We start from the raw sequence: 23,089 nt of genomic DNA, 5'->3' as shown, positions 1-23,089 counted from the left end.
CCTGTCTTGCGACCTTTATGCCAGGACATCCCTAACAAAAGGATAACGTAAAGGAAACGTTCACCATAAACGTTAAGAGAACGACCTCACCAGGCTGCCGACGAGCAGGTTCCAGCCGTCGATAAGCACGAAGAAGAGGATCTTGAAGGGCAGCGACACGACGGTCGGCGGCAGCATCATCATGCCCATGGCCATGGTGATGGTCGCAACGATCAGGTCGATGACCAGGAAGGGCAGCACGATCAGGAAGCCGATTTCGAAGCCGCGGCGGATTTCCGAGATCATGAAGGCCGGCACCAGCACGCGCAGGTCTACATTCTCGCGCGAAATCGTCTGACCCTTTTCGCGGGCGAGGTCGGCGAAAAGGTCGAAGTCCTTGTCGCGCACATGCTTGACCATGAACTGGCGGAACGGATCGGAGATGCGCTCCAACGCTTGCTGCTGGGTGATCTCGTTGTTCATCAGGGGCTTGACGCCGTTGTTCCACGCCTGGTCGAAGGTCGGCGCCATGACATAAAAGGTCATGAACAGCGAAAGGCTGATCAGGATCAGGTTGGCTGGCGTCGACTGCAGGCCCATGCCGGCGCGCAGGATCGAAAATGCGATGACGAAGCGCGTGAAGCTCGTCACCATGATGAGCAGGCCCGGCGCCACCGAAAGCACGGTGAGCAGGCCGAACATCTGGATGATGTAGCCGACGGTCGCGCCGTCAGCTTGGCCGATGGCTCCGAGGTTGATCTGCTGTGCGCTCGCAGCCGTTACGGTCGCGATCAGGGCAAGGGCGGTAAGGGAGAGCTTTTTCATTCGAACAGCAGTGTTTGGATGAGCACCTGCTTGACGTGACCGTCGCTGCGGATCCTGGCCCGATCTTCAAGATCGGCCTTCAGGTTGCGGAGGCCCGTGGCTCCTTCGATCTGATAGACGCGAAGGGTGCGCAGGTAGGCGAGAAAGTCCTGGTGGATGTCGTCGGCGAGCGTTTGCGGTGCAGGACCGTCAAGCACGATGGATGCTTCCATACGCAGCCACATGTCGTTCGGCACGGCGAGGTTGGTGGTCAATGGGGCGAGCTTGACCTCGACGCGGTGTGCTTCCGCTTCGGCTGGTTTCTCGGCCGCGCGGCCGTCATGCGAAGCAGCCTCTTCGGTCTTGGTGTCCTGGTCGCGGTACAGATACTGGCCGGAAACCCAGCCGAGCCCCACTGCGGCCAAGGTCATGACCAGCAGCACTGCGCCCTGGATGAGCAGGGAAGGCCCTTTGGCTTTGGGATCTGCTAGCTCGATCATCGACATGGCGTAAGGTTCCCAGGTCTAGAAGGGCAGCACATTGTCGAGGATCTGCTGGCCGTATGGCGGCTGCTGGACCTCGGTCAGGCGGCCGCGACCGCCATAGGAAATGCGCGCCTCGGCAATGCGGTCGTAGGGAATGGTGTTGTTCGGCCCGATGTCCTGGGGCCGAACGATGCCGGCGATGGTGAGCACACGCAGCTCCGCGTTCACGCGCACTTCCTGCGAGCCGCTGATGACCAGATTGCCATTTGGCAGCACGTCGCCGACGACCGCGGCAACCGACAGCTCGATGGTTTCCGAACGCTCGGTCCTGCCGGAACCCTTGGTCGATGTGTTGGAATTGACATTGGCGTCGAGGGAGCCGCCCTGCTTGGTACCATTCCAGCCAAAATTCATGCCGGCGCCGAGCTTTCGACCAACCGTGCGGTCGCGATCGGATTCGTTCTTGAAGCGGGCGCGGTCGTTGATCTCGATCTTGACGGTGAGGATGTCGCCGGGCGACAGCGCGCGCGCGTCGGTGAACAGCCGCTGCGCGCGGTCGTCCCAAAGCGAATAGCGCCTGCCCGGCGTGGCCGGCTGCTGGGGATAGCTGTAGAGTTCGGGCGGCCGTCCCAACCCCGTCCCAACGGGGGAGAGCGAGGGCTCCTTGCCGATCTCTTCGGGCCTGGTCGCGCAGCCCGACAGGGCCGTCACGGCCAGGGCAACAAGGGCGAGGCGTTTCATGAAGGGTCTTCCTTGCGCGTGGCGCTGGCCATGATGGCGGTCAGCGCGGCGGCGGCTTTGCTGTTCATTTCATTGAGGATCACGCCTGCCTTGCGGGCGTCGAGCTTCATCAGGATGCCTGCGGCGACGAGCACGTCCACCGCCGCCAACCGCTCGGCGGCGGCATCGGGCTTCATAGTCGAGTAGATCTTGACGACGCTGTCCTCGGTCTTCGACAGGAAATCATTGCGGCGCTTGAGCCAGCCTTCGTATTCGGCGCGCTTTTCCTCCAGCAGCTTCATGCGCTGATCGATGTCTTGCTGCAGCGTTTCCAGTTCCTGCCGCTGCAGCGCGTAGCGACGGTCGCGGGCGGCGTCGGTGATGTTGGAGCAGAAGCGCTCGATCTCGGTCTGCTGCGGTTCAGCGCCGGCAGGCGGGACGGCACCGGTCGTTTCGGCGCTTGCCGGCTGGGGCGCTTCCTCGTTGGAGGCCATTTCGGCGGCCGCCGGGCTGGCGCACAACAGCAGTGTTGCGGCAATGCCTGCCAGCAACCGGCTCCGGAGCGTGGAGGTCTGGGAAAGGGGAAGCGCGGTCATCGGCGGTCCACCTATTGCAGCACAAGGTCGGCCTGCAGGGCGCCGGCAGATTTGATGCCCTGAAGGATGGCGATGATGCCCGCCGGCTTCACGCCGAGACGGTTGAGACCGGCGACGAGCGTTTCAAGATTCGGTCCGTCGAGGATGGCGACCCTGGCGTTCGGCTGGGCCACGTCGATGGCCGTGGAAGGTTCGACGGCGGTGACGCCGCGCGAGAACGGCTCTGGCTGCACGATCTTGGGCATCTCGGTGACGCGCACCGTCAGCGTGCCGTGGCTGATGGCAACACGGGAGATCCGCACGTCCTGACCAATCACGATGGTGCCGGTGCGTTCGTCGACGACGACGCGAGCCGGGGCGTCGGTTTCGACCACCAGGTTCTCGAGCTCTGCGTAGAAGCGGGCCGTGGAGATGCCTTGCGGCCGGCGGATCATAACCGTCCGCGCATCCTGCTCCGCCGCAACACGCTTGCCGAAGCGCGCGGAGGAGTATTCGTTGATCACGTCCGCGACGCGCACCGCGGTCGAGTAGTCTGCATTGCGCAACTGCAGCGTCAGCACGGCCTGGTCGCCGAGTGCGGCCTGTACCTGGCGCTCGACGATCGCGCCATTGGGCACGCGGCCGGCAGTCGGCACGCCCTCGGTGACGCGTTGGGCCTGCCCCTGCGCGTCGAAGCCGGAAATGAAGACCGGTCCCTGGGCAACGGCATAGATTTCGCCGTCCGCCGCCTTCATCGGCGTCATGATCAGCGTGCCGCCCTGCAGCGAACTGGCGTCGCCCATTGATGAGACGGTGACGTCGATGCGGGCGCCGGACTGCACGAAGGGCGGCATGTTTGCGGTGACGATGACAGCGGCGACGTTCTTGGCGCGCGTGCGGCCACCTTCGCTGGCGATGCCGAGATTCTCCAGCATGGCGCGGATCGACTGCTCGGTGAAGGGCGCGTTGCGCAGGCTGTCGCCCGTGCCCTGCAGGCCGATCACGAGGCCGTAGCCGACCAACTGGTTGTCGCGCGAGCTCTGAAGCTGCGCAATGTCCTTGATGCGCGAGATCGGGCCGCCCGAGCCGGGGATGTGGCTGTTGGCATAGCGGCTGTCGGTGACAAAGCCACCGCCGTCGACACCGCCCGCGGCCAAGGGGGCACCCGCGACGGGACCTTTCAAGGTGCCGGGAAGCTGGCCCTCGGGGCCATCGGCGAGTGCGGGCTGCAATCCGAGGAGAACAGCCAGGGCAAGGGTGAATGCACGGATCATAGATCGCTGACCCGAATTGTGCCGTCGGCCATCACGGTGCCGCTGATGACCTTGCCGCTATCGACGTTGCGAACCTTCACGAGATCTCCGGCAGAACCTGGCTGCAGCGTGACTGCGGCTGCTGAAATGGTGAGCGGACCCGAGACGAAGACCAGCTGCACCGACGCTCCCTGTTCGACCAGCCAGGCGTCGCGCACGGCTGCCATCGGAATGTAGCGTCCGGGCAAAAGCGTGCGGCGGGCGACCTTGCCTTCGATGTCGTTCATCGACATGGCGACGGCGGAGGGCGGGACCTTGCCGTCGCGCAGCACCACTTCCCTCAGTGCATCGGCCGGAATGGCTTCGCCGGGGTAGATGACGCGACTGGTGACCGTCACCGTCTCTCCGGCCAATGCCGGCGCGGCGCCCGCAATCAGCGCCAGGCCGGCTGTGGCCGTAACGACGAGACGGTGAAAGGGGCGCGACGTCATGCTCTTACCTGATGTTCTTCGAAACGACCGCAGCCATCTCGTCGGCGGCCTGAATGACCTTCGAATTCATTTCATAGGCACGCTGGGCCGAGATCAGTTCGGTGATTTCCTTGACCGGATCGACGTTGGAGGCTTCCAGATAGCCCTGCTGCACCTGGGCGAAGCCGGGGTCGCCGGGAACGCCGACATTGGCGGGGCCGGAGGCGACGGTTTCCTGGAAAAGATTGTCACCTAGGGGAGCGAGACCTGCCTCGTTGACGAAATTGGCAAGCGTCAGCTGGCCGAGCAGCTGCAGGTCGGTCTGGCCGTCGATCTTCGCAAAGACCTGGCCGGACTTGTTGACGATGACGTCCACAGCATCCGTCGGAACCGTGATTGCAGGCAGGACGGTAAGGCCGTCAGCGGTGACCAGCTGGCCCGTACCGTTGATGTTGAAGGCGCCCGCGCGGGTGTAGAGTGTCTGGCCATCAGCGCCTTCGACCTGGAACCAGCCCTTGCCGGTCAGCGCGAGATCGTAGGAGTTGCCGGTGTTGGTGAGCGATCCCTGGATGTGGACGTTGCGCACCGCCGCGGTCCTGACGCCAAGACCGATCGAAGCACCCTCCGGCACGACATTGGCGTTGGCCCGGTTCGGCACACCCTGCAGCCTGTCGACCTGGTAGAGCAGATCCGAAAACTCGGCGCGGGCACGCTTGTAGCCCGTGGTGTTGATATTGGCGATGTTGTTGGCGATGACCTCGAGATTGGTCTGCTGGGCGTTCATGCCGGTGGCGGCGATGGCGAGCGCTTTCATGATGCCGGCTTTCCTCAGATGGCCATGCGGCTGACTTCGAGATAGGCGGTGACGATCTTGTCGCGGATCGCGACTGCCGCCTGCAGCGACTGCTCGGCGTTCATGACCGCGTCTGCGACCTGGCGCATGTCGGCGTCGCCTTGCAACGCCTTGACCGAGGTCTGCTCCGCAGTCTGGAGCGTCCCGATGGTACGTTCCGCTACGTCCGACACCATTTCGGCAAAGGACTGACCTGCATTGACGCCGGTGGGAGCGCCGGTCGGAGACATGCCGGTGACGCTGCCGGCATCCTTCGACAGGATCTGGTTTATTGCGCCGACGCCGCTGATCATGATTGGCCTTTCATAAGATCGATGGTCATGGAAATGAGGTCCCGCGCCTGTTTGACGACCTGCAAATTGGCTTCGTAGGAGCGGTTGGCCTCGGTCATGTCGGCCATTTCGACCAGCACGTTGACGTTGGGCATCTTCACGTAGCCCTTGTCGTCCGCGGCTTCGTGGCCGGGCAGATATTCGACTGGGTAAGCCGAGCGATCGCGGTCAACCGATGCGACATTGACCAGGGAGGCTCCGACCGCGCGGTCGAGCCCAGCGGAGAAGATGATGGTCTTGCGCTGATAGGGATCCGATCCCGGCGTGCTGCCGGTCGACTGGGCGTTGGCCAGGTTTTCCGAGACGATGCGCAGTCGTTCGGATTGGGCGGTCAGGCCCGAAGCGGCGACCTTGAGAGTTGCGGAAAGCGCGTCCATGCCAATCAGCCCTTCACGCTCAGCATCATCATGCGGTGAAACGATTTGACGATCGCAGTGTTGAGCTCGAAGGTGCGGCGCACGTCGCCGGCCTTCATCAATTCGTTCTCAAGGACGACCGAGTTTTTCGACGGAAGCACCGAGTTCGAGGTGTTTTCGTTGCGAACGTCAAAGGCCGCGTTGGTGACGCCAGCCGCGAAGTGGCCTTCCTGCGTGGCGGTGAGCCCGACGCGCGTGTTGTTGAGTACCTTCTCGAAAGGTTCGATCTCGGCAGTGCCGTAGCCGGGGGTATTCACGTTGGCTATGTTGCCGGCAATGGCCGACTGGCGAACGGCAAGCCACTGCGATTGCTTAGAGGCGAGGTTGAATAGATTGACAGGCTGCATAGAAATCTCCGGCAGATTTCCAGACTGTAGGCAGCCAGTCTTGCGCGGGCCTTACGCCGGACGCTCAAAATTCAGGAACTGTTAACACTTGGTCGAACTGGCGCGGCGAGGCGCAAAAAGTGAAACGGTACCGGACGTGGAAGTCCGATACCGCTTTTCAACCAGAATGATGGGCGCGCTCAGCGAGCGAGTTCCACGACCTTGTCGGCGCTGGTGACCATGACCCATTTGCCTGCGCGCTGCTCGATGCTGGCAACGCGGGTGCTGTCGGGCAGCAATGCGCCCGGCTGAACCACCCAAAGGCCGGCTTCGTCCTCGATCAGGCCTCGACCGTTGACGACATGGACCAAGCGGTACGGCATCTCCACGACTGGGAACGGCTGGTTGGGCTCCGCCATCCGCTCTTCCTTGTCGGGAAGCGTGCCGGTGGCGAAGAGGTCGACCTTGTCGAGCGATGCAATGTCGTCCGACGGAGCATCGCTCACGCCCAATTTGTGCGAGATCGAGGCAACCGGTCGGTGCCCGCCACTTCCGTCTCCCCCGAACTTCAACGCCTGGACGCCGAATTTGTCGGGGTTGAAGAAGATGTACCAGGGAAACAGCGCGCAAACGAGGCCGAGGGTGATGCCCAGGCCTGCGATGACCAGATCGCTGCGACGGTCCGCCTTGCGCGAACTTTCCGTCCAAACGGTCAAGCGCTCAAGCAGGTTCGACAGGCTGAGGGGCTTCCTGCGCGCCTGCTGCGCCTGCTGTTCGGCGGCCTGCTCCTTCTCGAGCATCTGTTGAAGGGTTTGCTCAATCTGGCTGAGCTGCATTGGGCTTGTCCTTCGCTCTGAGGTGGCGGGCCAGATCGGCCAAAGGGTCGGTCGAGGGCGGGTCGGCGGGCGTTTGCGTCAGCACTTCGTAGACCAGCGGCACCTGGCGCACGGCCATGTCGAGTTCGGCATCCATTCCGGGCTGATAGGCGCCCAACAGGCGGATGTCGCGGGTGTCCTCGAAGCGCGAAATCATGGCCTTGAGCCGAGTTACCAGCATCCGCTCGTCTTCGCTCCAAGCCTTGCCGGCAAGACGCGAGATGGAAGCCAGAGGATTGACCGCAGGGAAGCGGCCTTGCTCGGCGATGGCGCGGTCGAGCACGATGTGCCCGTCGAGAATGCCGCGCACCGAGTCCGCTACCGGGTCGTTATGATCGTCGCCGTCGACAAGCACCGAGATGATGGCGGTGATGGAGCCGGACCCTTCGACGCCAGGGCCGGCGCGTTCCAGCAGCTTCGGCAGATCGGTAAAGACAGACGCGGGATAGCCACGCGCGATCGGCGGTTCGCCCGTGCCGATGGCGACCTCGCGCAGGGCATGAGCAAAGCGGGTGATCGAATCGAGCACAAGCAGCACGCGGTCGCCGCGTTCGCGAAAACACTCGGCCACCCGCATGGCGGTGTCCGGTGCGCGGCGGCGCATCATCGCGCTCTCGTCGCTGGTGGCAACTACGGCCACAGTCTTGGCCATGCCGGCCTGGCCGATCGTGTCTTCCAGGAATTCGCGCACTTCGCGGCCGCGTTCGCCAACCAGGGCCACGACGACGGTGTCGAAGGCCTCGGCGCTGGCAAGCATGGCGAGCAGCGTCGACTTGCCAACGCCGGAGCCGGCAAAGATACCGAGGCGCTGGCCGAAGCAGATCGGGGTGAAGATATCGATGACGCGCACGCCGGTGAGGAAGGACGTGGCAACGCGCTGGCGGGCGAGGGCGGCCGGCGGCGTGGCATCGCCGGATTCGCGAAACTCGCCCTCGATAAGCGCCGGGCCGCCATCGATCGGGCGGGCAAGCGAGTCGATGACGCGGCCGCGCCATGAAGCATGCGGCGCAATGGCGAAGGGACCGCGATTGAAAACGAGGTCGCCGACGCCGGCGTCGGCAGTGCGCTCGAATGGTGCGATGAGCACTTCGTCGGCGCCGATCTGAATGATCTCACCGCGCCGCGTGCCAGTCTTGCCTCTATGCTCGACGATGTCGCCGAGCCGGGCCGTGCTCGAAAGGCCGCGAGCCCGATAATTGGTCGGCGATACTTCGATTACGCGTCCGCCGCGCTTGACGAGAGTGCGCTCCTCGGCAATGCGCCGGAAGCTTCGCTCAAGGATCGTCAGCCGGTTGTCCAGTTGGTGCTCGGACGGATCATTCGGAGTAGCCGGAACCGGCAAGACATTCGACATCTGTCGTGCTTACTTCGAGCCCAACGTGCGAACGGCTTCGCTGAAGGTCTGATCGTTGCTGCGCATCAGGGCGGCGGTGTTTTCAAACGCGCGCTGAACCGTGATCAGATGCGTCATCTCGAGAACCGGGTTCACGTTGGACTCTTCGACGAAGCCCTGGGCCACACCGACATCGATGCGGTCGACGACCGGTTCTGGCGGGTTGTTCGGAATAATGCCGGAATTGGCGTAGCGGGTGAAGTTGAGTCCTGGGTCGAAGCTATAGAGGCCGAGCGCGCCGACGGGCCGACCGTTCTGGAGCAACATGCCGTCTGCGCTCGCTTCAGGCACGCCTTCGCGCGGGTCGAGCTGGATGGGCGCGCCGCCGGCGTCGAGCACAGGATAGCCTTCGACGGTCACGAGTTCGCCGTTCTCCGTCATTGTGAAGCGGCCGTCACGGGTCATGACGGTCCCTGCGGGCGTCTGAATGCCGAACCAGGCGTCGCCCTTGATGGCAAAGTCGAGCGGGTTTCCGGTTTGGCGCAGTCCCCCGGATTGTGTCGACAGATAGGTGTCGCCAGTGGACACGAATGCCATCGACTTCTGGCCGACACCTGACACGATATCTTCGAACTTCACGCCGGTGGCGCGAAAGCCCACGGTGGACGCGTTCGCGACGTTGTCGGCGATCGTGTTCAGCCGGCGCTCCAGCGCGATCTGCGACGAAAGGGCGACGTAAAGACCATCCTGCACGTGCTTGTCCTCAGCTCTTCATTTTCTGGATTGCCAGCATCAGGTTCGTCGAGACACCGTATTCGACGGGCTGGCTGAACAGGACGCTCAAAGACGCCTGCACCGGGGACGACGGGTTGTCGATCTCCCAGAGGGTGGTGAAGCGGGTGAGCAGCTTGTCCAGCGCCTTCGGGTTGGAAAAGTCGGAGATCTTCAGCCGCTTCTCAAAGAGTTGCACCTGCTTGTCGATGTCGGCCTGGGCAAAGGATTCAGGCAGGCTGAGCAAGGTGCGAACCACCTTGGCCAGTGCCGGGTCCGAGAGCACCTGGTAGAAGGAGGTGATGGAAGGTGCCTTGCGCTGGAAATAGAGTGCCAGGCGCACGCCCTCGTTGTCCTTGCCGGCATCTTCTTCCAGGGTCTGCCGGAAGTATTTTGCCGTGGCCGGCTGCTGTGCTGGATTGTAGGTGGTGGCGCTTTCGCCCAGCGCCTCGAAATTGAAAGCCCCCACGAAGGCCTTGTAGCGCGTCTCGTCCGACTTGTTCGCAGGGCTGTTGGGATCGCGTACGCCTCCCTCCAGCATCTTCCGCATCAGTTCCTTGTTGTCGGTCTTCGGATCCATGCCGAAGGCCGTCATGGCGTAGTTGTAGAGCCTGTCGTTGGACAGGAACTCGTCGATGGACTTCACCTTGACGATATTGGTTAGGTAGTAGGCCGTTTCCTTCTTGACCGCGTCCGACTTCGGATCGAACCCGAGCAATTCCACCTGTGTGGCATAGTTCTGCGCGGTAAATTGCTGCGCCTTGTTGTAGACGGTCGCCTCGGAGCCGTAGGCGGCGAAGTTGAAGGCTTTGACGAACTCGGCGTAGCGCTTGTCGGAAAGCTTGTTGGCGAAGCTGTTGGGATCGGAAACGCCTTCCTTCAGGGCCTTCTTCATGAAGGCCTTGGCATAGGCCATGTCCTCGAGGCCGAAGGCCTTCATCGCGTATTTGAACAGCCGGTCGTTGTTGACGAACTCGTCGATCGACTTAACCTTGGTAATGTTATCAAGGTAGTACTTGGTCTCGCGGTCCACCAAGGGCTGCTTCTGGACGCGGCTCAGCGACTTGTCGATGTCTCTCGTGATCAGCTGATAGCTGGCATAGGTGTTGAGCACTTGGCAGTCTCCGCCCGAACTTATCCGACGAGGCTAGCCCAACTTCCTTGCGCGAAACTGAAGCTTGGTTGTCAAATTGCGCCTTGCGGCGGAGACACCACTGAACAGTGATTCAAGCCTCACACAAGGCACGGTCGCTATTGCTCGGATGGAAGTCGACTCGCGGAAGGACTGACGGTGGGCATTCTTATCGGTATCGTTGTGACCCTGGGCTGCGTGCTTGGTGGGTTCATGGCAATGGGCGGGCACGTCAACGTACTCGTGCAGCCCTGGGAAGCTGTCATCATCATGGGTGCTTCGATCGGCACGTTCCTGGTCGCCAATCCGATCTCGACGGTCAAGGACACCGCCAAGGGCTGCATGGAGGCCTTCAAGCAGGCCGTGCCGAAGGAGCAGGACTATCTCGAGACGCTCGGCGTCCTGCACAGCCTGATGCGCGAGTTGCGCTCCAAATCGCGCAGCGAGGTGGAAGCCCATATCGACAACCCCGACGATTCGGTCATCTTCCAGGCCTTCCCGAGCGTCCTGAAGAAGCACGATCTCACGCATTTCATATGCGACTATTGCCGCCTGATCATCATCGGTAGCGCGCGGCCGCATGAGATCGAAGCACTGATGGACGAGGAAATCCACACCATCCGCGCCGACAAGCTGAAGCCCTATCACGCACTGACGGCGATGGCCGACGGCCTGCCGGCTCTCGGCATCGTCGCTGCGGTGCTGGGCGTCGTGAAGGCGATGGGCGCACTGGACCAGTCTCCCGAAATCCTCGGCGCGCTTATCGGCGCCGCCCTGGTCGGTACGTTCCTCGGCATCTTCCTGTCCTACGCGGTGGTCGGTCCGATCGCTACCAAGATCAAGATCGTGCGCGAAAAGAACAACCGTCTCTATGTGATCGTGAAGCAGACGCTCCTGGCCTATCTGAATGGCTCGCTGCCGCAGGTGGCCATCGAATTCGGCCGCAAGACCATTTCCGCCTATGACCGCCCGTCGCTCGACGCGGTCGAGCAGAGCACGATGAACACCAGCTTCGATACGAAGAAGGCCGCGTGAGGACCGACGTGAACGACCGGAATAGGGGGCAGATATGGTGAGCCCTGCAAGTCCTGCAGAAACACGCGCCTTCATCATCGAGCGTCTTGTCGGTGAAACCGGCGAGCCCGATCGCGTCATCTCGTCTGCGAAGGCGCTTACCGAAAGGTCGCTGTCGGCCGTCATGCAGGGGCTGAACGGCAAGCTCGCTTCGCCGCTCGACATCGAGGTCCAGTCGGTCGAACTGGGGCGCTTCGCTCAGGCCCGCCCGTCGAACAGCCAGCATGCCATGACGGTGGCGGCATCGGCTTCCTCGCCTGATGCTCTGATCCTGTCGATGGATCCGGCAGCCGTCGCGCTTGTCGTCCATGCTCTTTTCGGCGGCGATATCGAAAGACCTGTCCAGCCGATCGATCGCGAATTGTCTCCGACCGAAGCCGAAGTCGCGACCATGGTGTTCGAGGAGATCGCCAAGGCCATGAACGGCACCGGTCCGCGGGCCTTCGAGTTCCGGTTGCCCTTGCCGGCCGCGATTACGGGCGCAGAGCTCAAGCGGCACATCCTGCGCGACGGGCCGGCCGTGCGCGTGGTTTTCTCGATATCGGCGGGCGTGAACGCGGGCTTGATTGTGCTGACCATGCCACAACGCGTGCTGCTCAAGCATCGCGGCGAAGCCGGCGCGCAGGCCGCGAATGCCGAGCCGGAGACCGAATGGCAGGAGCGCTTCGGCGAAGAGGTGAGGCGCTCGACCGTCACACTGGAAGCGACGCTTCCTATAGCCCACATGACGCTCGGCGAGATCGCCATGCTGCAGGAAGGCCAGATCATCGAGCTCGAAGAAAACGCCCAGTCGCAAGCACGTCTTTCTGCGCGCAACATGACGCTGTTTGTGTGCGAATTCGGTAAATTAGGGCAGAATTACACGGTCCGAATCAGGCATCCTTTCGATGCCGGCCAGGACCTGATGGATACTTTGTTGCCGGAATGACGCCCAGGCGTTGTTTCGAGGTGGCCTGAAGTGGAGAGGCAGATGAACGAGATCGGCGCAGAAGCGGAAGGCGATATCCCGGAGGAGCAGCTCAACCGGGCCATCGAGGAACTCCGTGGAGCTCTCCACGAAGAGGACCGGCGCCCGCAGGAGAAGGCGAAGCCTGAGCGTCAGGCGTCGAATGCCGCTGTGATCATGAACATCCCTGTGGAGGTGCAGACCGTGCTCGGTAGCGCCGACATGCAGGTGTCCGAGCTGATGGCCCTGCAGAAGGGCTCGACCGTGGCGCTCAACCGTCGCATCGGCGAACCGGTCGACGTAGTGGTGAACGGCCGCAAGATCGCCCGCGGCGAGATCACCGTCCTGGAAAACGACCCGTCGCGCTTTGGCATCAAGTTGACGGAAATCATCACGGCGGCGAAACCCGCATGATGCAGCATAGTGCCTCACTAGCCTTACCAGGAAGAATTTCAGCATGACGGTGCTGGCTAAGCTGACGCGCGCGCAGAAGGCCGCGGCCATTCTCGTCGCCATGGGCAAGCCGTCGGCGAGCCGCATGCTGAAGTTCTTCAAGCAGGAGGAACTGAAGGCGCTGATCGAGGCCGCGCGGCTTTTACGCACAATTCCGCAGGCCGATTTGGAGCAGATCGTGGCCGAGTTCGAGGCCGAGTTCATGGAAGGCGCAGGCCTGCTGGACTCTGCTGACGACATGAACGCGATCCTCACCGAGTCGCTTTCGCCCGAAGAGATGAACGCCATCATGGGACGCGGCTCGTCCGGCATGCAGGAGGTGCTGACGCCGGTCTGGCCCGAACTGCAGAGGGTCGATCCGGCCCGCGTCGCAGGTTTCCTGAACGTCGAGCATCCGCAGACGTCGGCAGTCATCATGTCGAAGCTCGCGCCGACGGCCGCAGCCAATGTGCTGCTGGCTCTCGAAAAGCCGCTTCGGGGCGAGATCCTGAAACGCATGATGTCGATGGGTGTCATTCCCGACACGGCGACGCAGATCGTCGAAAACCAGCTTCGCAACCGCGTTCTTTCGGAGCGGGCGACCAAGGATATTTCGGCCGGCCAGAGCCGGGTCGCCAGCCTGCTCAATGAAATGGAGAAGGATCAGGCTGACGAGGTCATGCGGGATCTGGAACTGGAAGGCACCAGCAATCTCGACGGCATCCGCGCCCGGATGTTCTCCTTCGAGGATGTCGTGTTCCTTCCGCAGAAGGCGCGCGTTCTGCTGTTCGACGGGCTGTCGACCGAAACGCTCACGCTTTGCCTGCGCGGCGCGCCGCCCGAACTAGCCGAGGCGGTGCTGTCGTCCATCAGCGCGCGCACGCGGCGCATGATCGAGTCCGAGCTCGGCCAGGGAGCGGACGAGGTGGCCATGTCCGACGTTCTCAGCTCAAGGCGGGCCATTGCTTCCACGGCGATCCGCATGTCGCTGGAAGGCGCCTTCGAACTGCCCAACACCCAGAGCGCCGCCTGAAACGCGACCTGAGGCTATCGCGCCATGTCCGAGAGCGCCGATAAAGAAAGCAAAACAGAAGACGCCACAGAGAAGAAGATTCGAGATACGATCGAGAAAGGCAAATTGCCGGTCTCGAAGGAAATCTCGATCTTCGCCTCTTTCGTCGCTATTCTGGTGTTTGCGACGTTTTTCGCCCAAAGCAACATCATCCAGCTCGGCTGGTTCCTCGGCATATTTCTGGAAAAGCCGGAGGCCTGGCCGCTGGCGAACGCGCAGGACGTCATCGAGCTTTATCGTGTTGTCTTCCTGGAGATCGCCAAGCTGCTCGGCACTATGATGGTGCTTCTGGTTGTCGCGGGCTTAGCCGCCTCGGTGTTCCAGAACATGCCGCAAATGGTTGCCGAGCGAATTCGCCCGCAGGCGTCGCGGATTTCACTCGCAAAGGGCTGGAGCCGCATGTTCGGCGCGCAGGGATTTGTTGAGTTCCTAAAGTCGCTGGGAAAGCTCGGCTTCGTCGTGCTTGTGCTGATCTTCACGCTGAAGAGCGAGTATCGTGATCTCCTGGCGGGGATGATAACCCATCCCACGGCATTCGTTCTGACGGTGCGTAGCATCCTCATTCATATTCTGGTGTCGATCGTGATCGTGATGGGCGTGATCGCGGTGGCCGACCTTGTGTGGTCGCGCTTCCACTGGCGCCAGGAACTCAAGATGACCAAGCAGGAGGTCAAGGACGAACTGAAGCAGTCCGAAGGCGATCCGATCATCAAGTCCCGCCTGCGTTCGCTCGGTCGCGACCGTGCGCGCCGGCGCATGATGGCGGCGGTGCCGCGCGCCACGCTGGTGATCGCCAACCCGACCCACTATTCGATCGCCCTGAAATATGTTCGCGACGAGGATCAGGCGCCCATCGTGCTGGCCAAGGGCCAGGATCTGGTCGCGCTGAAAATCCGGGAGATCGCCGAAGAACACAAAATTCCGATATTCGAGGACGTTGCGCTTGCTCGCTCCATGTACAAGCAAGTTTCGGTGGATAATGTCATCCCGACTAAGTTCTACCAGGCAGTGGCGGAATTAATCCGCATCGTCTACAGCAACAAGGCGCGCAAAGTCGTTTCATGATGAAACAACCGCATGCATCATCTCGCGAGATCATAGTCGCGAATGCAATCAAACAGGTAGTCAGCGAGCTAAGGCTCGTCGATGTTGCCGATTATATTTCATTTATACGGTTTGAGCAGTTTGGCTGCATTGCTGATATCGTGGATTCGGCGGCAGAACTGTATTTTATGCCAGGCGCTCTGAAGCTGGGGCATGGCGGGGAGGCGCATGTCAGCTGGCTCGACGCCCCCCGTATTGAACTCGACCTCGAGTTGAGGCCCGCCGGCGTCACCATCTATTTCACGCTGACGCTTACGGCCCTGCATGCTTCGGTGGAGATCAATTATGTCGCCTTCGACAAGCCCGACAGTGATCCCGAACGGAATACGGCCTTCCTTGAGGCTGCTGTTGAACATGCGCGAATCCGGCCCACGGTTCCGATGGTCTGACTTATTCTATCAGGCCGAGGCGCAGGCCCTTGGCGACCGCGTGCATTCGGTTGACCGCATTCAGCTTCTGCGTGGTGTTGGTGAGATATTGGTTGGCCGTATGGACCGAAAGCTTCAGGCGACAGGCGATCTCTTCGCTCGTCAGTCCGTTCGCGGTCAGTTTGAGGCACTCCAGTTCACGCTTGGAGATGGAGGGGTGTTTGCCGCTGTCTTCGGTCTGCATGCGTGCGACGGCCGAAAACAAGGCGAAGCAGCGCGCGTGGATGCCGGGGAGCTGTTCAGGCGAAAGCCTGATCTCGTTACCAGTGAAGATCACCAAGCCGCACTGGCCGCGCTCTGCATAGGCGGGGAAGGCGATGCCTGATCCTTCAGGGCCTACTGGCGCGATCCGGGTCGCCCAGCTGAGCGCCGAAAAGTTCGCGGCAGAGGCGGAGCCTTCGTCGCTGCTCCACCAGCAAGGCAGGGTGGAGACGCGGGCCCGGCGCGTCAGCTCCTCGCAGCTCTCGCCGGAGACGAACTTTGTAAAGTTTGTGATGCGCGGATAATCCGCGTCGAAGCACGGCACCGGGTGCGCCCGTTCCGCCGATGGATTGACGAAGAACAGGCCAAAACTGCCGGCGTTGAGGTCGACGGCGATCCAGCGGCAGCGGCGCATCGCATCGGGGATCGTCACGGCCGGATGCTGTTCGAGGCCAGGAGTGGCAAAACCGAACGGATTCCTTGGCTCGGAGGAGGCCGGAGTGGCGTTTTGTGCGGCTGCGCGTGTCAAATGATGCCGCTCCTGATTGCAGTCGCCACCGCCATGGCGCGATTGCTGGCCGAGAACTTGCGGATTGCGTGGGTGATGTAGCTATTGACCGTGTTCGAGGAGACGCCGAGGATGACCGCGACTTCGTCGGTGGTCTTGCCTTCGGAGACCCAGAACAGGCACTCGCGTTCGCGGTCCGAAAGCGGATCCTGCATGACGGCGGCGCCAAGCACCTCGGACATGCGCGATAGCCCGTAGCAGCACTGGAACTGTGCCTGGATCAACGCCGCAAGATCGATGCGCGCGATCGAAGCGGCGGAGAAAAGCAGAAACAGGCGCTGGCGACCGACAAAGAGTTTTAGCGCGTAGATTTCGCTATGGCCGAGCACGTCGAGCAGTTTGATGTCCTCGCCGCCTATGCCCTCGAGCGATGGGGCGGATGCCGTCACGATCGCGCGTGGCATGCCGCCCGGGGAGGCGGCAAAGGAACTCTGCGCCAGGGTTGCAATCAGCTTTTGGCCAGCGAGTTGGATCGCGTCGTAGATCCAGTTCGAGGCGATTATCCGAGCGTCCGAGTGGTCCTGGTCATGCACGACAGCCACGAGCATATAGGCGTCGGCGCCCACCGCGTCGGTCTGCTCCATGAGAAATGCTGTCAGGTCGCCGCGCGTCGCCGGTTTGGCGGCAGTCGTCTCGAATGAGCTATTTTCAACGGCGAGACTTGTCATTGCCATGCAATTCGGGGGCTCGGGATGGCCGGAATCAATCTCCATGCCCGAGCACTGACCTGGTCAGCAACCGAGCCTGAAAACGCCTTTACTTGTTACGAAAACACGCACCGGAACACGGCGGTGTCACCACCGGCTCTCTCGGTATGGGTAAGCTCCGATACTGCCCCGCAGATTGGGGGTCGTTTGGGCGCCAAACCATTCGCGGCCGGTTGATTCGTAGTCAATTTAACCCACGGGATTCCAACAGCAAACCTGTAAATTTAACATGTTGTTAACTTTTGCGAGGTGGTGCGAACGTGTCGCAGGTGGCAGTTGGGTGAGGGTGCGCGCGGCGCGTGTTTGAAGCTTGATTTTCCTCTGGCATCACACGGCCCTGGGTGAGTTTTTCAATCGCGACTTGTCGCAGTTCCCCGTCCGCCTGAACGGTTCCATTGTGCAGTGATTTCCCCAAAAATCGCCAATCGGAGTCCAATACCGCCTATTGAAATCGATTTCATTTCGGATAATCTCGCCTCGGTTCAGTTTTTTGGGAGGGAACTCATGAAAAAGTCCGCGATGTTTGCCTTGACCACCGTTGCCGCGATGGCGGTGTCGGTGTTTTCGACGCATGCAGAGGATTTCAAGATCGGCTTGAGCAATGGCTGGGTGGGCAGCGAATGGCGCACCCAGATGATCGACGAGGCCAAGGCTGCGGCCGAAGCCTGGAAGGCCAAGGGCGTCAATGTCGAGGTCGTGGTGCAGAGCGCCAATGTCGATGTGCCGGGCCAGATCGCCCATGTGCGCAATTTCATGAGCCAGGGCGTCAACGCCATCATCATCAATCCGAACAGCCCGACGGCCTTCGATCCGATCTTCAAGCAGGCCAAGCAGCAGGACATCCTCGTGATCGCCACCGACGCCGAAGTGTCGTCGAAGGATGCGACCTATGTCGGCATCGACCAGAAGGCCTGGGGCGCTGCCGGTGCCAAGTGGCTGGCCGAGACGCTGGGCGGCAAGGGCAATGTGGTCGCCATCAATGGCGTCGCCGGCCATCCGGCAAACGAGATGCGCGTAGCCGGCTACAAGGAAGTGTTCGGCCAGTACCCGGACATCAAGGTCGTCAACGAGGTGAACGCGAACTGGGATCAGGCGCAGGGCCAGCAGGCCATGCAGAACCTGCTTGCAACCTATCCGGACATCAGCGGCGTCTGGGTGCAGGACGGCATGGCCGCTGGCGCCTGGAAGTCGATCATTGATGCCAAGAAGCAGTCGTCGATCGCGGCCACCGGCGAAATCCGCAAGGACTTCATCGACATCTGGAAGTCCGACAAGCTGAACTCCGGCGCTTCGGTGAACCCGCCCGGCGTGATGGCCAGCGCGCTCAACGTCGCGGTGCTGATGCTGCAGGGCAAGGAACTGAAGGAGCCGGCGACGGCTGGCCAGTACGGCAACGCCATGTATCTGCCGATCCCCTTCATCGACAACAAGAACCTCGATGAAGCCGCCAACGCCGTCGACGGCAAGCCTGGCTACTATTCCTACACCAGCCAGCTTTCCATCGAAGACGCCGAGAAGCTGTTCAAGTAATTCCTCCCTGCGGGAGCGCGTTCCTCCGTGCATTGGAACGCGCTCCCGCGACCGCTGGGCGCTGATGGCGCCAGCTCATAGGCTCTATGCCCGCGCGGTCTTGCGCCCGATTGGATGCCAGGCGATGTTGCGAGGCCGCAAATAGGGTAGTGGGCATCCGGAACGGATGAATCCGCTCAATAGGAACCGAAACAATGTCCGAGCTGCTGATACGCGGCGCGCGCAAGGCATATGGCGGGACGCTTGCCTTGCGCCGTGGCGATCTTCATCTGCTTCCCGGGGAGGTCCACGTGCTGATCGGCTCGAACGGGTCGGGCAAGAGCACGCTGTGCAAGATCGTCGCCGGCAGCGTGAGGCCGGATGCGGGTGAGGTGCTGCTCGACGGCAGGCCGGTCACCATTGGCGGTCCGCAGGCGGCGCGGGCGCTGGGCATCGGCATATTCTATCAGGAGCTTTCGCTCGCGGCCCGGCGCACAGTGGCCGAGAACATCTGCATGCCGGCGCTGCCGGTGAAGGGCGGCGTGTTCGTCGACCGCGCGGCGTTGGAAGCAAAGGCCGCGCGCATCATCGAGGCGTTTGCCGATGTCGCTGGCGAAGGCTTTTCGGCCGACGCGCCGGTGAACACATTGCGCGCCGATCAGCGACAGCTGGTCGAGATCATGAAGGCGCTGGCCACCGAGGCATCCATCCTCATATTCGACGAGCCGACCTCGGCTCTCGACCGAGCGCAGGTCGATCGCTTCTTCGAGATATTGCGCCAGCTAAAGGCTGAGGGCCGCGCCATTGTCTTCATCTCGCACCGCATGGACGAGATTTTTGCCATCGGCGACCGTGTCACCGTGATCCGCGACGGCGAGACAGTCGGTACGTCAAGAATTTCCGAGACCGATCAGGCGTCGGTCATCCGCCAGATGGTGGGCGAGCGCGACGATTTGGCGACACCCGCCATTGTGCCGTCGACGCATGCAACCCAGCGGTCGGCGGTGCTTTCAGTGGCGGCCCTGAGCGGGCCCGGTTTTCGAAATGTCAGCTTCGATGTTGCCAAGGGCGAAATCCTCGGCTTCGGCGGTCTGCACGGGCAGGGCCAGTCGGCGGTCATGCGCTCGATTTTCGGCGCGGCGCCGCATCAGACAGGCACCATCGCACTCAACGGAAAACAAATTGCGATGAAATCGCCGCGCGAGGCGATTGGGCATGGCTGCGCCTATGTCTCGGGCGATCGCAGCCGCGACGGCATCCTGCAGGGACGGCCGATCCTCGAGAACGTCACGCCGATCCATTTCCTGCGCAACCGGCTGTCGCTGGCGCGTCCGGCCTCGCTGCGCGAGCGGGCCATGCGGCCGCTGCAGGCCTTGAAGACCAAGTTCCAAGCGCTTGAACAACCGATTACTTCGCTCTCCGGGGGCAACCAGCAGAAAAGCGTCATCGCGCGTTGGCTGATCGACAGGCCCGACGTGCTGCTGCTCGACGATCCGACGAAGGGCATCGACCTTGCGGCCAAGACCGATCTTTTCGCGCTGATCCGCAAGCTGGCCCAGGAGGGCATGGGCATCGTGCTTTATTCGTCCGAGGACGCCGAATTGCTCAACAATGCCGACCGCATCCTGGTCTTCAATAGCGGGTCGGTCACGCGCGAACTCACCGGCGCGGACCGTACGCGCTACAACCTCTATCACGCCGCCTACGAGGCCGCCTGATGCAACAGACACTCTCCACCTCAGTGGCGAATGCCAGCCCGCTGAAGAGCGTGCTGCAACGCTTTCCCTTCGTGCCGGCGCTCATCATTTTGATAGCACTGGTGGCGCTCAATGGCTTTTTCCAGCCACGCAGTCTCAGTTTCGGCTCCATCACCGGCCTGTTCAGCACCTATCTGGCGCTGATGCTGTTGGCGGTGGCGCAGACTTACGTCGTCTTTTCCAGTGACATCGATCTGTCGGCCGGCAGCATCGTCTCGCTGGTCAATGTCGTCATCATAGTGCTGATGGAAAAGTGGGGCGGCGGCGGGCTGACGGTGATCGCCGCCTGCCTGGTCGGCATCCTGACCGGCCTTGCCTGCGGCGTCGTCAACGGGATCATGATTGCGGGGCTCAGGCTGCAGGCCATCGTGGCCACCTTCGCGACCAGCATCTTCTTCACAGGCCTTGCGCTCTATGTGTTGCCGGTGGCTGGAACGCCGGCGCCGGAGGCCTATTGGCTGACCTATGGCGGCACCTATTTCGGCATTCCGTTCATCTTCTACGTGGTGGCGGCTGTCGCCATCATTCTGGGCGTTCTGGCGCGCATGCGGCTGACCACGCAGATGCTGGCGGTCGGCGACGACGCCATGGCCGCATTCCAGACCGGCCTTCCGGTCACAATGATCCGTATCAAGGGCTATGTGCTCTGCGGTCTGTTCTCGGCGCTTGCAGCGCTCTGCATCACCGGCGACACCGCAAGCGGCGATCCGCTGGTGGGCAGCAAGATGACGCTCTACAGCGTTGCGGCCGTGGTGCTTGGTGGCTCGGCGCTTTCGGGCGGGGCAGGGACGGTGACCGGCTCGCTGATCGGCGCCCTGATCATCGGCCTTATCAATTCGCTGGTCTTTTTCGTCGGCACGCCGTCGGAATGGCAGAACCTCGTGCAGGGCCTCGCCATCCTGATCGCACTGATGGCCGGTATCCTCGTCAGCCGGGGGGGACGCGCATGAGCACCGAGACAGCCGTTTCTATCACCGCCGCGCCGTCAAAGGCGGTCGAGTTCCTGAAGCGCCCGCTGGTCGTCGCGCTAACCCTGATCGTGGCGCTGCTGGCGCTCGGCGAAGCGCTGTCGCCGGGTTTTGCCTCGGCCGAACAGATCCTGCGCCTGCTGGTCGTCGCCTCCGTCATGGGTATCGTCGCTGCCGGTCAGAACCTCGTCATCATTGGCGGGCGTGAAGGCATCGACCTTTCGGTCGGCGGCATCGTTTCGCTGGCCGCCATCCTGGCCGGCAATGTCATGAACGGGGCCGATGGCGGTATCTTGCCGGCGGTGCTGGTCGCGGTCGGCGTCGGCGCATTGTTCGGCCTGTTCAATGGACTTGGCATCACGCTGCTGCGCATTCCGCCGCTGGTGATGACGCTCGGGATGCTGGGCGTGCTGCAGGGGCTTCTGGTCGTTATCCGTAACGGCATTCCCTCCGGCCGCGCCGCGCCCGGCCTGTCGCAGTTCGTGACGCAGCCTTTCCTCTTCGGCCTACCGGGCATCATCTGGCTTTGGGTCGCCATAGGCCTCTTCATGGCGTTCCTGCTCAAGCGCACCGTATTCGGCTATCGGATCTACGCCATCGGCTCCAACGAGCAGGCGGCCTTCATGGCCGGTGTGCCGGTGAAGACCATCCGCGTCGGACTGTTCGTGCTGTCGGGAGCTTTTGCGGCGCTCGCGGGCGTTTGCCTGCTCGGCTATTCCGGCTCGTCCTTCTCCAATGTCGGCGAGCAATACATGTTGCCTTCCATCATCGCCGTTGTACTGGGCGGCACGCCGCTGGCCGGCGGCAAGGGTGGCTACACCGGCACCATGGCTGGTGCGGTGCTGCTGGTCATCCTTCAGAGCATTTTGACCACCGTCCATATCGACGACTCCGGCCGCCAGATGGTGTTTGGCGCGACGCTGCTGGTGCTGATGCTGTTCTACGGCCGCGGCCGGGCCATGCGAGGCTGACATGGACAGGCGAGCCAAGATTAAGGACATAGCACTGCGTGCGGGCGTCTCGCCGGCGACGGTTTCGCGCGCTTTGTCGGATTCCGGCCTCGTCGCCGAGCCGACTTTGTCGCGCATCCGCGAAGCGGCGCAGTCGCTCGACTACCGGCCCAATGTGCGGGCCCGCAACCTGCGCACGCAGAAGTCGATGGCGGTTCTGCTGGTGGTGCGGGACGTCAGCAACCCGTTCTATCTCGAAATATTCAAGGGCGTGGAGGCGACGGCGCGCGAGGCTGGCTACTCCGTGCTGATGGGCAACACGGAAAACCATCCCGACCGCGAGCTCGAATATTTCGACATGCTGCGCGATGGTCACGCCGACGGCATGATCCTGATGAACGGCAAGCTGCCTTCCGGCCATACCCGCGATGCCGAGCAACTGGCGCGCCTGCCGATCGTGGTGGCGCTAGAAATCATCGAAGGCTGCCCGCTGCCGCATGTGCAGATCGACAACGTCGCGTCGGCCTGTGGAGCGGTGAAGCATCTGCAATCGCTCGGCCACCGGTGCATCGCCCACATCTGCGGCCCGGTTCCCGAAGTGATGAGTGTGTTGCGCCGCGAAGGCTATCGCAAGGCGATGGCCGAGGCCGGGCTTGCGGTGCCGGAAGGCTACGAGCCGATTGGCGACTACACTATTCCCTCGGGCGCCACGCTCTGCCGACAGCTGTTTTCGCGACCCGATAAGCCGACGGCGCTGTTCGTCGCCAATGACGAGATGGCCTTCGGCGCCATCAACGAACTCAGGAAGCTAGGCCTCGACGTGCCGGGCGATGTTTCGGTCGTCGGCTTCGACGACCTTTTCTTGAGCGAATGTTTCTATCCTCCACTGACTACGGTCAGCCAGCCGCGTGTCGACATCGGCAAGCAGGCGATGAAGCAACTGCTCAAAGTGATGAACGGCGACGACAGCGTCGAAGCGCTGGTCGAGATGCCGACGACGCTGAAAATCCGCGGGTCGACCGGCCCGGCCAAGACATCCGACAATTGAA

At 62.2% G+C, this 23,089-nt stretch carries 27 protein-coding genes; 11 read left to right on the top strand and 16 right to left on the bottom strand.

Annotated elements, in window-relative coordinates; genetic code table 11:
• Window positions 1-72: 72 nt before the first annotated feature.
• The 14 genes from fliP to M2281_RS19700 all read right to left on the bottom strand — a co-directional run bounded on the left by fliP (window position 73) and on the right by M2281_RS19700 (window position 10,306).
• Window positions 73-804 (bottom strand): flagellar type III secretion system pore protein FliP, encoded by a 732-nt coding sequence (fliP, locus tag M2281_RS19765; protein ID WP_280822901.1) that lies wholly within the window; start codon window positions 802-804, stop codon window positions 73-75.
• Window positions 801-1,289, bottom strand: coding sequence for a flagellar basal body-associated FliL family protein (locus M2281_RS19760; RefSeq protein WP_280822900.1), 489 nt, complete (start codon window positions 1,287-1,289; stop codon window positions 801-803). Before M2281_RS19760 ends, fliP begins: the two co-directional genes overlap by 4 nt.
• Before the next feature lie 18 nt (window positions 1,290-1,307).
• Complete coding sequence (flgH, locus tag M2281_RS19755) at window positions 1,308-2,009, bottom strand: flagellar basal body L-ring protein FlgH (RefSeq protein ID WP_280822899.1); 702 nt, start codon at window positions 2,007-2,009, stop codon at window positions 1,308-1,310.
• Window positions 2,006-2,584, bottom strand: a complete 579-nt coding sequence (locus tag M2281_RS19750) for a MotE family protein (RefSeq protein WP_280822898.1) — start codon at window positions 2,582-2,584, stop codon at window positions 2,006-2,008. The genes flgH and M2281_RS19750 overlap by 4 nt, the downstream gene beginning before the upstream one ends.
• An 11-nt stretch (window positions 2,585-2,595) precedes the next feature.
• Window positions 2,596-3,837, bottom strand: coding sequence for a flagellar basal body P-ring protein FlgI (locus tag M2281_RS19745; RefSeq protein WP_280822897.1), 1,242 nt, complete (start codon window positions 3,835-3,837; stop codon window positions 2,596-2,598).
• The gene (gene flgA / locus M2281_RS19740) at window positions 3,834-4,307 is read right to left on the bottom strand and encodes a flagellar basal body P-ring formation chaperone FlgA (RefSeq protein ID WP_280822896.1); all 474 of its coding nucleotides are present in this window, start codon (window positions 4,305-4,307) and stop codon (window positions 3,834-3,836) included. Before flgA ends, M2281_RS19745 begins: the two co-directional genes overlap by 4 nt.
• A 4-nt stretch (window positions 4,308-4,311) precedes the next feature.
• A complete protein-coding gene (gene flgG / locus M2281_RS19735) occupies window positions 4,312-5,100 on the bottom strand; it encodes a flagellar basal-body rod protein FlgG (RefSeq protein WP_280822895.1) in 789 nt (262 codons plus the stop codon).
• 14 nt (window positions 5,101-5,114) lie between these two features.
• Window positions 5,115-5,432, bottom strand: a complete 318-nt coding sequence (locus tag M2281_RS19730) for a flagellar hook-basal body complex protein FliE (protein ID WP_280822894.1) — start codon at window positions 5,430-5,432, stop codon at window positions 5,115-5,117.
• Window positions 5,429-5,848 carry a flagellar basal body rod protein FlgC gene (flgC, locus tag M2281_RS19725; protein ID WP_280822893.1) on the bottom strand — a complete coding sequence of 140 codons (420 nt, stop codon included), beginning with the start codon at window positions 5,846-5,848 and terminating at the stop codon, window positions 5,429-5,431. The genes M2281_RS19730 and flgC overlap by 4 nt, the downstream gene beginning before the upstream one ends.
• 5 nt (window positions 5,849-5,853) lie before the next feature.
• Window positions 5,854-6,234, bottom strand: coding sequence for a flagellar basal body rod protein FlgB (flgB, locus tag M2281_RS19720; protein ID WP_280822892.1), 381 nt, complete (start codon window positions 6,232-6,234; stop codon window positions 5,854-5,856).
• A gap of 179 nt (window positions 6,235-6,413) precedes the next feature.
• The gene (locus M2281_RS19715; RefSeq protein ID WP_280822891.1) at window positions 6,414-7,049 is read right to left on the bottom strand and encodes a hypothetical protein; all 636 of its coding nucleotides are present in this window, start codon (window positions 7,047-7,049) and stop codon (window positions 6,414-6,416) included.
• On the bottom strand, window positions 7,030-8,442 hold the full coding sequence (fliI, locus tag M2281_RS19710; RefSeq protein ID WP_280822890.1) for a flagellar protein export ATPase FliI: 1,413 nt from the start codon (window positions 8,440-8,442) through the stop codon (window positions 7,030-7,032). The genes M2281_RS19715 and fliI overlap by 20 nt, the downstream gene beginning before the upstream one ends.
• A 9-nt stretch (window positions 8,443-8,451) precedes the next feature.
• Window positions 8,452-9,174, bottom strand: a complete 723-nt coding sequence (gene flgF, locus M2281_RS19705) for a flagellar basal-body rod protein FlgF (RefSeq protein ID WP_280822889.1) — start codon at window positions 9,172-9,174, stop codon at window positions 8,452-8,454.
• A gap of 10 nt (window positions 9,175-9,184) precedes the next feature.
• Window positions 9,185-10,306 carry a DUF1217 domain-containing protein gene (locus M2281_RS19700; protein WP_280822888.1) on the bottom strand — a complete coding sequence of 374 codons (1,122 nt, stop codon included), beginning with the start codon at window positions 10,304-10,306 and terminating at the stop codon, window positions 9,185-9,187.
• A gap of 177 nt (window positions 10,307-10,483) precedes the next feature.
• Here M2281_RS19700 and motA point away from each other — a divergent pair, with 177 nt between their 5' ends.
• The 6 genes from motA to M2281_RS19670 are packed head-to-tail and all read left to right on the top strand — an operon-like array spanning window position 10,484 to window position 15,341.
• A complete protein-coding gene (gene motA / locus M2281_RS19695; RefSeq protein WP_280822887.1) occupies window positions 10,484-11,359 on the top strand; it encodes a flagellar motor stator protein MotA in 876 nt (291 codons plus the stop codon).
• A 34-nt stretch (window positions 11,360-11,393) separates the two neighbouring features.
• The gene (locus tag M2281_RS19690) at window positions 11,394-12,326 is read left to right on the top strand and encodes a FliM/FliN family flagellar motor switch protein (protein WP_280822886.1); all 933 of its coding nucleotides are present in this window, start codon (window positions 11,394-11,396) and stop codon (window positions 12,324-12,326) included.
• A gap of 42 nt (window positions 12,327-12,368) precedes the next feature.
• Window positions 12,369-12,758 carry a flagellar motor switch protein FliN gene (gene fliN / locus M2281_RS19685; RefSeq protein WP_280822884.1) on the top strand — a complete coding sequence of 130 codons (390 nt, stop codon included), beginning with the start codon at window positions 12,369-12,371 and terminating at the stop codon, window positions 12,756-12,758.
• Between the two features lie 43 nt (window positions 12,759-12,801).
• Window positions 12,802-13,809 (top strand): flagellar motor switch protein FliG, encoded by a 1,008-nt coding sequence (locus tag M2281_RS19680; RefSeq protein WP_280822883.1) that lies wholly within the window; start codon window positions 12,802-12,804, stop codon window positions 13,807-13,809.
• A gap of 24 nt (window positions 13,810-13,833) precedes the next feature.
• Window positions 13,834-14,913: a flagellar biosynthesis protein FlhB gene (flhB, locus tag M2281_RS19675; protein ID WP_280822882.1), complete on the top strand. Its 1,080-nt coding sequence runs from the start codon at window positions 13,834-13,836 to the stop codon at window positions 14,911-14,913.
• Window positions 14,910-15,341 carry a hypothetical protein gene (locus tag M2281_RS19670; protein ID WP_280822881.1) on the top strand — a complete coding sequence of 144 codons (432 nt, stop codon included), beginning with the start codon at window positions 14,910-14,912 and terminating at the stop codon, window positions 15,339-15,341. The genes flhB and M2281_RS19670 overlap by 4 nt, the downstream gene beginning before the upstream one ends.
• A gap of 1 nt (window position 15,342) precedes the next feature.
• Here the strand turns inward: M2281_RS19670 and M2281_RS19665 are convergent, their stop codons facing one another.
• On the bottom strand, window positions 15,343-16,110 hold the full coding sequence (locus M2281_RS19665; protein ID WP_280822880.1) for a helix-turn-helix transcriptional regulator: 768 nt from the start codon (window positions 16,108-16,110) through the stop codon (window positions 15,343-15,345).
• A complete protein-coding gene (locus tag M2281_RS19660) occupies window positions 16,107-16,817 on the bottom strand; it encodes a helix-turn-helix transcriptional regulator (RefSeq protein WP_280822879.1) in 711 nt (236 codons plus the stop codon). The genes M2281_RS19665 and M2281_RS19660 overlap by 4 nt, the downstream gene beginning before the upstream one ends.
• Window positions 16,818-17,360: 543 nt before the next feature.
• Between M2281_RS19660 and M2281_RS19655 the strand changes: the two genes are divergently transcribed.
• The 5 genes from M2281_RS19655 (at window position 17,361) to M2281_RS19635 (ending at window position 23,088) form a co-directional block, all read left to right on the top strand.
• On the top strand, window positions 17,361-18,386 hold the full coding sequence (locus tag M2281_RS19655) for a substrate-binding domain-containing protein (RefSeq protein ID WP_280822878.1): 1,026 nt from the start codon (window positions 17,361-17,363) through the stop codon (window positions 18,384-18,386).
• Window positions 18,387-18,580: 194 nt separating this feature from the next.
• On the top strand, window positions 18,581-20,083 hold the full coding sequence (locus M2281_RS19650; protein ID WP_280822877.1) for a sugar ABC transporter ATP-binding protein: 1,503 nt from the start codon (window positions 18,581-18,583) through the stop codon (window positions 20,081-20,083).
• Window positions 20,083-21,072, top strand: a complete 990-nt coding sequence (locus M2281_RS19645; protein WP_280822876.1) for an ABC transporter permease — start codon at window positions 20,083-20,085, stop codon at window positions 21,070-21,072. Before M2281_RS19650 ends, M2281_RS19645 begins: the two co-directional genes overlap by 1 nt.
• On the top strand, window positions 21,069-22,061 hold the full coding sequence (locus M2281_RS19640; protein WP_280822875.1) for an ABC transporter permease: 993 nt from the start codon (window positions 21,069-21,071) through the stop codon (window positions 22,059-22,061). The genes M2281_RS19645 and M2281_RS19640 overlap by 4 nt, the downstream gene beginning before the upstream one ends.
• Before the next feature lies 1 nt (window position 22,062).
• Window positions 22,063-23,088 carry a LacI family DNA-binding transcriptional regulator gene (locus tag M2281_RS19635; protein ID WP_280822874.1) on the top strand — a complete coding sequence of 342 codons (1,026 nt, stop codon included), beginning with the start codon at window positions 22,063-22,065 and terminating at the stop codon, window positions 23,086-23,088.
• Window position 23,089: the final 1 nt, after the last annotated feature.

It is taken from the genome of Pseudaminobacter soli (ex Li et al. 2025) (assembly GCF_029892515.1).
Taxonomy (GTDB): Bacteria; Pseudomonadota; Alphaproteobacteria; order Rhizobiales; family Rhizobiaceae; genus Pseudaminobacter; species Pseudaminobacter soli_A.
This window is presented reverse-complemented; position numbering and strand designations above follow the sequence as displayed.

What these genes read in the sequence shown, in the direction of transcription:
- fliP (WP_280822901.1), bottom strand. Translation starts at nt 804, where the DNA reads ATGAAAAAGCTCTCCCTTACCGCCCTTGCCCTGATCGCGACCGTAACG.
- M2281_RS19760 (WP_280822900.1), bottom strand. Translation starts at nt 1,289, where the DNA reads ATGTCGATGATCGAGCTAGCAGATCCCAAAGCCAAAGGGCCTTCCCTG.
- flgH (WP_280822899.1), bottom strand. Translation starts at nt 2,009, where the DNA reads ATGAAACGCCTCGCCCTTGTTGCCCTGGCCGTGACGGCCCTGTCGGGC.
- M2281_RS19750 (WP_280822898.1), bottom strand. Translation starts at nt 2,584, where the DNA reads ATGACCGCGCTTCCCCTTTCCCAGACCTCCACGCTCCGGAGCCGGTTG.
- M2281_RS19745 (WP_280822897.1), bottom strand. Translation starts at nt 3,837, where the DNA reads ATGATCCGTGCATTCACCCTTGCCCTGGCTGTTCTCCTCGGATTGCAG.
- flgA (WP_280822896.1), bottom strand. Translation starts at nt 4,307, where the DNA reads ATGACGTCGCGCCCCTTTCACCGTCTCGTCGTTACGGCCACAGCCGGC.
- flgG (WP_280822895.1), bottom strand. Translation starts at nt 5,100, where the DNA reads ATGAAAGCGCTCGCCATCGCCGCCACCGGCATGAACGCCCAGCAGACC.
- M2281_RS19730 (WP_280822894.1), bottom strand. Translation starts at nt 5,432, where the DNA reads ATGATCAGCGGCGTCGGCGCAATAAACCAGATCCTGTCGAAGGATGCC.
- flgC (WP_280822893.1), bottom strand. Translation starts at nt 5,848, where the DNA reads ATGGACGCGCTTTCCGCAACTCTCAAGGTCGCCGCTTCGGGCCTGACC.
- flgB (WP_280822892.1), bottom strand. Translation starts at nt 6,234, where the DNA reads ATGCAGCCTGTCAATCTATTCAACCTCGCCTCTAAGCAATCGCAGTGG.
- M2281_RS19715 (WP_280822891.1), bottom strand. Translation starts at nt 7,049, where the DNA reads ATGCAGCTCAGCCAGATTGAGCAAACCCTTCAACAGATGCTCGAGAAG.
- fliI (WP_280822890.1), bottom strand. Translation starts at nt 8,442, where the DNA reads ATGTCGAATGTCTTGCCGGTTCCGGCTACTCCGAATGATCCGTCCGAG.
- M2281_RS19690 (WP_280822886.1), top strand. Translation starts at nt 11,394, where the DNA reads ATGGTGAGCCCTGCAAGTCCTGCAGAAACACGCGCCTTCATCATCGAG.
- fliN (WP_280822884.1), top strand. Translation starts at nt 12,369, where the DNA reads ATGAACGAGATCGGCGCAGAAGCGGAAGGCGATATCCCGGAGGAGCAG.
- M2281_RS19680 (WP_280822883.1), top strand. Translation starts at nt 12,802, where the DNA reads ATGACGGTGCTGGCTAAGCTGACGCGCGCGCAGAAGGCCGCGGCCATT.
- flhB (WP_280822882.1), top strand. Translation starts at nt 13,834, where the DNA reads ATGTCCGAGAGCGCCGATAAAGAAAGCAAAACAGAAGACGCCACAGAG.
- M2281_RS19670 (WP_280822881.1), top strand. Translation starts at nt 14,910, where the DNA reads ATGATGAAACAACCGCATGCATCATCTCGCGAGATCATAGTCGCGAAT.
- M2281_RS19660 (WP_280822879.1), bottom strand. Translation starts at nt 16,817, where the DNA reads ATGACAAGTCTCGCCGTTGAAAATAGCTCATTCGAGACGACTGCCGCC.
- M2281_RS19655 (WP_280822878.1), top strand. Translation starts at nt 17,361, where the DNA reads ATGAAAAAGTCCGCGATGTTTGCCTTGACCACCGTTGCCGCGATGGCG.
- M2281_RS19650 (WP_280822877.1), top strand. Translation starts at nt 18,581, where the DNA reads ATGTCCGAGCTGCTGATACGCGGCGCGCGCAAGGCATATGGCGGGACG.
- M2281_RS19645 (WP_280822876.1), top strand. Translation starts at nt 20,083, where the DNA reads ATGCAACAGACACTCTCCACCTCAGTGGCGAATGCCAGCCCGCTGAAG.
- M2281_RS19640 (WP_280822875.1), top strand. Translation starts at nt 21,069, where the DNA reads ATGAGCACCGAGACAGCCGTTTCTATCACCGCCGCGCCGTCAAAGGCG.
- M2281_RS19635 (WP_280822874.1), top strand. Translation starts at nt 22,063, where the DNA reads ATGGACAGGCGAGCCAAGATTAAGGACATAGCACTGCGTGCGGGCGTC.